Annotated in this window: 8 protein-coding genes; 7 read left to right on the forward strand and 1 reads right to left on the reverse strand. The window is 41.5% G+C overall.

Translation table 11 applies throughout. The annotated features are described in order from the left end of the window. Positions 1–210 precede the first annotated feature (210 nt). From IV84_RS08485 to IV84_RS08510, 6 genes are all read left to right on the forward strand, one after another. On the forward strand, positions 211–1,716 hold the full coding sequence (locus IV84_RS08485) for a hypothetical protein (RefSeq protein ID WP_046871182.1): 1,506 nt from the start codon (positions 211–213) through the stop codon (positions 1,714–1,716). 94 nt (positions 1,717–1,810) lie between these two features. Then, positions 1,811–2,098 carry a hypothetical protein gene (locus IV84_RS08490; RefSeq protein ID WP_056986419.1) on the forward strand — a complete coding sequence of 96 codons (288 nt, stop codon included), beginning with the start codon at positions 1,811–1,813 and terminating at the stop codon, positions 2,096–2,098. A 387-nt stretch (positions 2,099–2,485) separates the two neighbouring features. Further along, positions 2,486–3,214 (forward strand): WxL domain-containing protein, encoded by a 729-nt coding sequence (locus IV84_RS08495; RefSeq protein ID WP_046871184.1) that lies wholly within the window; start codon positions 2,486–2,488, stop codon positions 3,212–3,214. A gap of 26 nt (positions 3,215–3,240) precedes the next feature. Beyond that, positions 3,241–4,314: a WxLIP family cell surface protein gene (locus IV84_RS08500; protein ID WP_052694479.1), complete on the forward strand. Its 1,074-nt coding sequence runs from the start codon at positions 3,241–3,243 to the stop codon at positions 4,312–4,314. Positions 4,315–4,571: 257 nt separating this feature from the next. Further along, entirely contained in the window at positions 4,572–5,189 is a 618-nt protein-coding gene (locus IV84_RS08505) for a response regulator transcription factor (protein ID WP_046871185.1), read from the forward strand. 425 nt (positions 5,190–5,614) lie between these two features. Then, entirely contained in the window at positions 5,615–7,399 is a 1,785-nt protein-coding gene (locus tag IV84_RS08510) for a KxYKxGKxW signal peptide domain-containing protein (RefSeq protein ID WP_052694480.1), read from the forward strand. A gap of 40 nt (positions 7,400–7,439) precedes the next feature. Here the strand turns inward: IV84_RS08510 and IV84_RS11145 are convergent, their stop codons facing one another. Then, positions 7,440–8,396, reverse strand: coding sequence for a hypothetical protein (locus IV84_RS11145; protein WP_201783028.1), 957 nt, complete (start codon positions 8,394–8,396; stop codon positions 7,440–7,442). A 28-nt stretch (positions 8,397–8,424) separates the two neighbouring features. Here IV84_RS11145 and IV84_RS08520 point away from each other — a divergent pair, with 28 nt between their 5' ends. Beyond that, complete coding sequence (locus IV84_RS08520; RefSeq protein WP_056986421.1) at positions 8,425–8,775, forward strand: hypothetical protein; 351 nt, start codon at positions 8,425–8,427, stop codon at positions 8,773–8,775. The last annotated feature ends 118 nt before the right edge of the window (positions 8,776–8,893 follow it).

An 8,893-nucleotide genomic window follows, 5' to 3' on the forward strand; every position in this document is an offset into this window, starting at 1 on the left:
TGAATTAATCAACTACCTCCTACTCGATTATGTTTAAGTATTAATACGTACATATGAGTTTAAAAACGAAACATAAAGGTGGCCTGAACGATTTTTATTTCTGTCAAGAATAATGAGTGAACTATAAAAACATGAAATCGCTGTCACAAATTACCTGCTATGATTACCTTGTAAAAAGGAAGTGGAATTCTACAAAGAGAGGTGATGGTTGTGAAAAGAATTCTTAAGTCATTACTTGTATTTGTTGCTTTGACTAGTATTTTTGGATTTTATAGTCATCGCAACACTTATGCAGAAGAAGCCGATCCAATGTTCAGTCTCACCGCAACAAAGTCTTTAATGAAAGTTGGCGACAAGGTGGAGGTTAAGGCTACTCGGCTACGAGAATTGACAGCGGATTCGGAGAACTTTACTTTAGTGGTGCCAACGGGGATGCAGCTTGATGAAAATGCCTTGAGCCAAAGCAGTCAAGCGGCTAACTTCCAGTCACATCAAGAATCGGACAAGCTGATTTTGACAGTAACTGATCAAACGGTTAAAAACTTCACCATTCCGTTAATCGCGGAAACGGCCGGAACGTTTTCATTGAGTGTTCTGAGTGCAAATCAATTAGTAACAAGTAATGTTGTCCATGTTACGGCAATGGCGGTACCAGTTGAGTCATCGAGTTCCACCACGTCAGGTACGCAAGCCGAATCAACAAGCTCTTCAGCAATTTCTGACAGCTCATCAACCGCTTCCAGTACGTCGGAGCAACCAGAAAGTAGCTCAAGTGCAGATGTTGTTTCAGAAAGTAGTTCGTCAAGCAGTTCGTCAGAAACGGTTGCGAAATCGGCAACAAGTTCAGCAAATAAAAAAGTGATATCTGGACGTTCAATGGCAACTGCCGCTATCTCAATTGACCAAACACCCAACATCCTCCAAGTTTCAGATTTATATTATTACGGAGGTAGCACAGGGCAACCTATATCTGGATTCTTTCAAGATCCAGACAAAGAAAAGGTAACAGTAAATTTCATTATTACCAAAACATCTGGAGGGGGAGCAACTCCTCCAAATTCAGGGCAGGTACAAACTCTTGGAGTAATTAATACTAGTGGAGGAAATGTTAAAGACAAATTTAGTTATATGATTCCTGCAAAAAGTCTGGCAGTTCATAATGCCGGTTCGGTAGGTTCCGTCTATAAACTTACGATTCAGTTTACTGATGGCGGGACAAAGCCTAGTAGCATTCGGCAAGCAAATTTCCGGCTCCTTTACGTTGACGGTGAATTAACGCTTACTGCTCCCGATAGTATTGGTTTTGGCACTGACTTGGATGCTAAAGCGACAGGCAATCCAGTTTATATGAACAAAACGGTTACTGGAAACCCTTTGGCAGTGAAAGATACACGGAAAATTCCTACTGGTGCCATCGTGAATGGTTGGAGTGTGACGGCAACATTAGCCAAACAAATGACGGGTACTAACAATGAAGGAGTTTTGGCAAACAGCTTACACTATATTAATGCCGGAACGGATTATGTGTTAGGACCCGCAGCTGTTCCTGTGAAGGCCTTGCCGAAATCAGAGCCGGGGACCACAAATAATATTTCTGCTACCTGGAATAGTACAAACGGTTTGGCCTTTGAACCCACTGCGGGGCAACCAGTAGGTGGAGGAGCCTATTCTGGAGCGGTTACTTGGACACTGCAAGACACGCCAGGAAACAAATAAAGGAGATGAGGTCACGTGAAAAGAGGGTTGCTACTCACTATATTGACAATTACGTCAATGTGTTTGATTAATTCACCGATTCGCGGTGATACCCATGTCTCAGAGGTTACTTCAGAAGGACGCGTGGGGTTTAACAAAGGGAACAATATCACCAAGTTATCCTCCGTCAGATTTAAGGCCCGCTGACAAAGTACCTAATGGTCCAGATACAACAATTAAGCCAACGGTTCCTGTTTCAGCAGCAAAAAAACAACAATTTTTACCGCAGACGGATGAAGAATCGGATGGAATTTTGCAAGTGTTTGGTAGTTTAGGTTTTGTCGTAGTTGCTTGGTATTGGATGAAAAAAAATCAGGTACGCAGGCACAATCAAAAAAATTAGTGTAGTGATTAGAAAAAATTGGATAGTAGGGTTTTGCTAAAAGCAAAATAGACAGTTAAAAACGAAAAGGAGCCAGTCCGAGTTGCCGTTTTAACGGTGTAGCGGACTACTCCACAGTAAGGAGGATCATTAGCAAAGTACACTAATGATCTTGGATGTTTCGGACGTTGACCATTCTTGTGGCCGAAGTACCGACCGCAAGAAACATGGCAGGATGGACATCCGTATGAGAATAGGATTTTGCGAAAGTAAAATAGCTATTTAAAAACGAAAAGGAGCCAGTCCGACTAGCCGCTTTAGCGGTGTAGAGAGGATGGACATCCGTATTGAGAATAAAATTTTGCTGAAAGCAAAATAGTCATTTAAAAACGAAAAGGAGCGATACTCATGATTAACAAAAAATTATTACTCTCAGTTCTTAGCATTGGAACCTTGGTTTTAGGAGCGGTTGCCCCAGTTACAGCTTTTGCGGCCGAAAGTCGCATTGAACAATCAACTGCGACTGCTGCATTTAAAGAAAATACTGTTGATCCAGTTGACCCAGTTGACCCCACGAATCCAACAGATCCAACTGATCCTGAAATTCCTGGAACTGGTGAAACAGGCCCACTGACAATTGATTATGTATCTAGTTTTGATTTTGGCACACACAATATTCCAACCGCGGATGCGACCTATACAGCAGCAGATGCGAAAAAAGGCGATGGGACCGCAATTCCAAACTATGTCCAGGTTAGTGATCGTCGGGCTGGAACTCCTAAAGGTTGGAGTTTAACAGTGAAAGAAGAAAAACAGTTTGTAGACACTACAGGTAGCGAATTATCTGGTGCTGCATTAAGCCTTGGAACAAGTCAAAAGCAAGCTGCTTCTGTTGGATATCCAACCTCAAACGATACAGTAACTTCAACGACAACGGACACCGCATTAGTTCCAGGAGCAACAACAAGCGTTATGAAAGCTGATGTCGGTGGTGGTGCTGGAACCTGGGTCGATGTTTTTGGGGAAGCAGGCGCATCATCAGTTAAACTAATGGTACCGGCAGCAGCTCATCCCAATGCAGATAGCTACAGCACAAAGTTAACATGGACTTTAGCTGATACACCATCAGGCGATTAATTTAAACTGGTAAGGGGGTCATCACTGTGAAACGTAAAAATTTATTCTTGATTTTAATAACTATGGTGCTTGGGGTGTTACTAACTATCCCAGTCTCGGCAAGTGAACTGTCTTTTGGGGTAGAAGCCAATCTACCAGAAAATCAAGTAGATAAAGGTGTGACGTATTTTGATCTGAATTTAAAGCCTGGCGCAACCCAAACTGTGACGGTAACGGTCACGAACAGTTCTAAAGATCAGGTTAAAATTGAACCCGAGGTCAACACAGCGACGACCAACTTGAACGGGACAGTAGAGTACCAAAAAGTTGCCAAGAAGAATCTTGATACCAGTTTAAAATATTCCTTGGCAGACTATGTCAAACCAGTGGAAAAAACCGTGGTGCTAAACGGTAAACAAACGAAAAAGATTCATTTAAAAATTACAATGCCAAAAGAGAAATTTAACGGCGTTATGGCGGGGGGATTGCGGCTTCAGGATAAAAATCAAGAAGTTAGCAAAAATGCGAAAAAGAAGAAGGGAACTACGGTTCAAAATGAGTATGCCTATTTAATTGGGATCGTGTTGCAACAGAATACTAAAAAAGTGCTACCGGATATGAAATTGGCGAGTGTGAAACCAGGGCAAGTTAATTTGCGAAACGTGATTAATGCCCGATTACGAAACGTGAAGGCAACTTACCTCAATAAATTATCGGTTAACGCAAAAGTGACTAAGCAGGGAAACTCTAAAGTTCTTTATCGGCAAAAAAGAACTAACATGCAAATGGCTCCCAATTCTGTTTTCAACTACGGCCTCCAATTGAATGGACAAAGTTTAAAGGCCGGGAGATATGTAATGAATATCACCGCGAAATCTAAAAAACAGACCTGGCATTTCAAGAAGACGTTTACGATTACTCGAGAAAAAGCGGCTAAGTTAAATGCTAAAGATGTTTCGATCAAAAAAGATTACACGTGGATTTATGTTTCAGTAGGTGTCCTCATTATCCTTCTCTTAATTGCCATCGCCTTTTGGTTAAGTAGAAGAAAGCTAAAAGCTAAAGAAGCCGAGAACGAGGCCCTTCGGCAACAGCTAAATAAGCACGAAGAAGATGACTAAGTTTTGTACAGAATTATAAATGGAAAGCAGCTTACGTAGGGATGAATAAATCTACGAGGCTGTTTTTTTGTTGGATATTGGTTATATAAGAGCTATCTTCGTCAAAAATATGTGATTTTTAAATTTAAATACTTTAAGGAAGTATTCTATTTTGCTATAATTGGGTCACAAAAGAAATTTTAAATGAATAGAATTCATTTGGTTAACGGCCAAAAAGCTTCAATTAAAATTAATGTTTTATTTGGAGGAAGATACTTATGATAAAAATAATGATTGTCGATGACCATCCGATCTATAGAGATGGTTTAAGGGTCGCATTTAAAGACAAAAAAGATTTAAAAATTATGGCCGAAGCAGAAAATGGTAAAATAGCTCTACAAAAACTAGATACCGTTGAAATTGATATTGTTTTACTAGATATTCGGATGCCAGTTTTAGATGGTATTGCAACGCTGGGGCGAATTAAGAGTCAATTTCCGAAAGTAAAAGTTATTATTCTTACCGGTTATGAAGATGTCAACGTTTTTAGTAAAGCAATGTCACTAAAGACGGATGGATTCATATTAAAAAGTGCGACGGCACAAATTATTTTTCAAACAATTCATGATGTCATGGAAGGAAAAGTAATTGTATCACCTAAATTACTAAGAAACACGACTGATTATCGAAATTTGAGATATGAGTTAACAGATGAAGATTTGGACGTGCTGACTAGGATTGCTAAAGGTGAACGTACTTCCAAAATTGCCGGCGACCTGCATTTTGGTGAAAGAACGATTAAGAGCCATTTAACTAATATTTATGAAAAATTAGGTGTGAATAGTCGTGTAGCAGCGGTTGCAAAAGTGATGCAACTTGGATTAATTAAATTATAAGTGGAAAACTAAAATTTAAGTATTGAAAATTATTATGGCAAATTAATAGAAAATGAAAATTAAAAGTGCAATTTAGTGATAGAAAAACTAAATTACACTTTTTTTCCTTAATTATTTTAAGATATTTTAAGATTAAGTTTTATAAATCAAATCTATAAAAAAGTGCTATTTTGCACGTGATTTCTTAAAACAGTATTTAATGTTGCTATTTTTTTAATTATTTTTCCTCTTTGGGCAACTATTGTGGCCCAAAAGTACATTGAGGACAGCACCTTTTGAATATACCATTGATTATGGTTATATTATGGTCATGAGATAGAGAGAGGGCGTTTTCATTTACCAATATAGATTTAAAGAACCTTTTAAAAATGAACAATGCAAAATTGCTTTAATTTATACTTTTAATAAAGGAGGAGTTGTAGATAATGGGTAAAAATAATATACTCGGACGTGCTAAAAAGATTGACGAGCACTACAAGATGTATAAGGACGGCAAACGATGGATGTTTGCCGGCATGGCTATGCTTTCATTAGGAATTGGCATGGCCACTCAAGTAAATGATGCACATGCTGACACAGTAGTTCCTACTGCTAATGTAGCGACCACGAGCTCTGCATCAAAATCAAGCGCGGCTAGTTCAACAGCTTCAAGCTCTGCTTCTGTAAGCTCTGCATCGAATTCAAGTGTGACCAGTAATTCAGTAAACTCAAGTTCTGCTTCTGTGGGCTCTGCATCGAAATCAGGTGCGACCAGTTCAGCAACTTCAAGTTCTGCTTCTGTAAGCTCTGCATCGAATTCAAGTGTGACCAGTTCAACAGTTTCAAGTTCTACTTCTGTTAGTTCTGTATCAAAATCAGGTGCGACCAGTTCAACAGCTACAAGTAACGTTACATCAAATGTAAAGGTACCAAGTTCGGTGACATCGATTTCAGATGCTACTAGTTCGGCTACGGTAACTAATTTGGTCGATCCGACCAATGCAGACATTGCTGCTGCTAAATCTGCTGCTTTAATAGCCTATGAAACTACTGGTAAACCACAAATGATTACTGCTGCTGCTGCTGCAAGCGTTACTGCGTTTACAAGCACAAAAACAACAGTTGATACTAATCCAAGTACTGAGACGGATGTTTCAAAAACTAACCCAACAAAGGTTACAGAAGATACCGGGCAAGGTGAACAAGGTACAGATGCTTTGCAGGCTGGTTCAGGAGCTCCGACGTCAACGAATATGAATGTTGTAGTTGGCTCAACAATTGGTGTTTCTGGAACAGTTGCTGGTGATCAAAAGACCTATTTACAAGTTGAAGTTCCTGATGGCCTTAAAGTTAATACAAATGGTAATGCAACAGTTTATACGACCATTTCTATTCCTGCTGATGATTTATCAATTTTAACGGGCTTAATTGAAGGTATCGGAACAGCTTTGAGCAATGGAGCTAAGCTTGTGGACGCAATACCTGGTGTTAATTTTAATGCCCAAGGAGTTGTTGATGCGTTCGATGTTTCAACGCTGATTTCTAAGCTTGGGACCGGTGTATTCTCAGCTCCAGTTACGCAGAGCGCCGATGGTAAATACATGTATGTTGATATTACTGGTGACACTGGAATTTCAAATATTTTGACGCAAGACATTACTCAGACTATTACTAATTTAACGAACGCAGTTAGTGCTATTCACGTTACAGCTACTGTACTTGGTTTTACTACAGACGTTTCTGGTACGGCTGCGAGTGATATCATGAGCTTTCTGACACCTGCGATTAATGCACTTAAAGCTTCAATTACAACTGGTGGATCATTTATTAACAAAATTGGTAGTGCTACACTAGTTGGCCAAATTCAAACAACAGTTCCTGTAACTGCAGTAACGCCAACAGTTACTGGTGCTACGGGTTCGTATACTCTTGAAGCGCAATATGTCAATGACAATACTCTTGAAGCTGACATAGCGGATTTGGGAAACAATACTGCAAAAGCGGTTCTGACTTATAAAAACACACCAGTTGTTTCAGTTTCTAAAGTTGCTGGCGACTCTAAATCTGGGTACCAGATTACTGGAACAACAACTGGAGGAGGAGCTGCGGCTCGAGGAGTTACCGTTACTGTAACTGATAGTGCTGGAAATGTTGTAGGAACGGGAGTTTCAGATGCTAATGGTAATACACAGTCAGAGTTGATGGCAGCGTTGGGCCTGAAAGTACTTTAACTATTACACCGTCGTATGCACAAGCAAGTAACGATACAATCTATGGTGCAAATGATAAAACTAATACTGATAATATTGCAGGAGAGCCTGTAACTGCTGTAACGCCAAGCGAAACAAATACCTCAGGTGGCACAACAAAGACACCAGGCGGTACAACAACGACAACAACGCCGGGTGGTACAACGACAACAACAACACCAGGTGGCACAACAACGACACCAGGTGGAGAAGTAACAACACCAGGCGGTACAGTAACAACGCCGGGTGGTACAATAACAACGCCAGGTGGCACAACAAAGACACCAGGTGGAGAAGTAACAACACCAGGCGGTACAATAACAACGCCAGGTGGCACAGTAAAGACACCAGGTGGAAAAGTAACAACGCCAGGTGGTTCAACTATTACGCCAGGTGGTACAAAAACAACACCAAATGGTACGGTAACATCGCCAGGTGGCACAACAATAAAGACACCAGGTGGCACAACAATAACTCCAGGTGGTGGAACTTCAACACCAACGACTAGCACGGGTTCAACAACAGGTACCGGATCGACAACTGGCACTGGTTCAACGACTGGGACTGGTTCGACAACAGGTACTGGTTCAACAACAGGTACTGGTTCAACGACTGGGACTGGTAGCACAACTGGCACCGGATCAACGACTGGAACAGGTTCAACAACTGGGACTGGTAGCACAACCGGAACAGGTTCAACAACCGGAACTGGTTCAACAACAGGTACAGGTTCAACAACAGGTACAGGTTCAACAACCGGAACTGGTAGCACAACTGGGACTGGCTCAACAACTGGAACTGGCTCAACAACTGGAACAGGCTCAACAACTGGGACTGGTAGCACAACTGGAACAGGTAGTACCACAGGTACCGGCTCAACGACTGGAACAGGTAGTACCACAGGTACTGGATCAACAACCGGAACTGGTTCAACAACCGGAACGGGCTCAACAACTGGGACTGGTAGCACAACTGGCACAGGTACAGTTACAAAGCCAAGTCAACCAGTGAAGACCCCAGGTGGTAGTGTTGTAACTCCAGGCGGAACTACAACAACTCCAGGTGGCACTGTAAAGACACCGGGACAAAATACGAAGACACCAGGCGGCACAACAACCACACCGGGTGGCACGATCATCACAGATGGTGGTACCACAATCACCAAGGGTGGTACAACAATCACCAAAGGTGGTAATGTAACAACTCCAGGTGGTAACAAAGTTACCCCAGGTGGGACTACAACTACACCAGGCGGTAAAGTAACCACACCAGGACAGAATACTAAGACTAGACCACACCAGGTGGCAGCAAAGTTTCAAATGGTGGCACAATTACGACTCCAGGTGGCACACAGGTAGGACCAAACGCTGGTGGTGACAACACCACAAAGCCAAGTCAACCAGTGAAGACCCCAGGTGGTAGTGTTGTAACTCCAGGCGGAACTACAACAACTCCAGGTGGCACTGTAAAGACACC

Origin of the sequence: Pediococcus damnosus (assembly GCF_001437255.1) — a bacterium.
Taxonomy (GTDB): domain Bacteria; phylum Bacillota; class Bacilli; order Lactobacillales; family Lactobacillaceae; genus Pediococcus; species Pediococcus damnosus.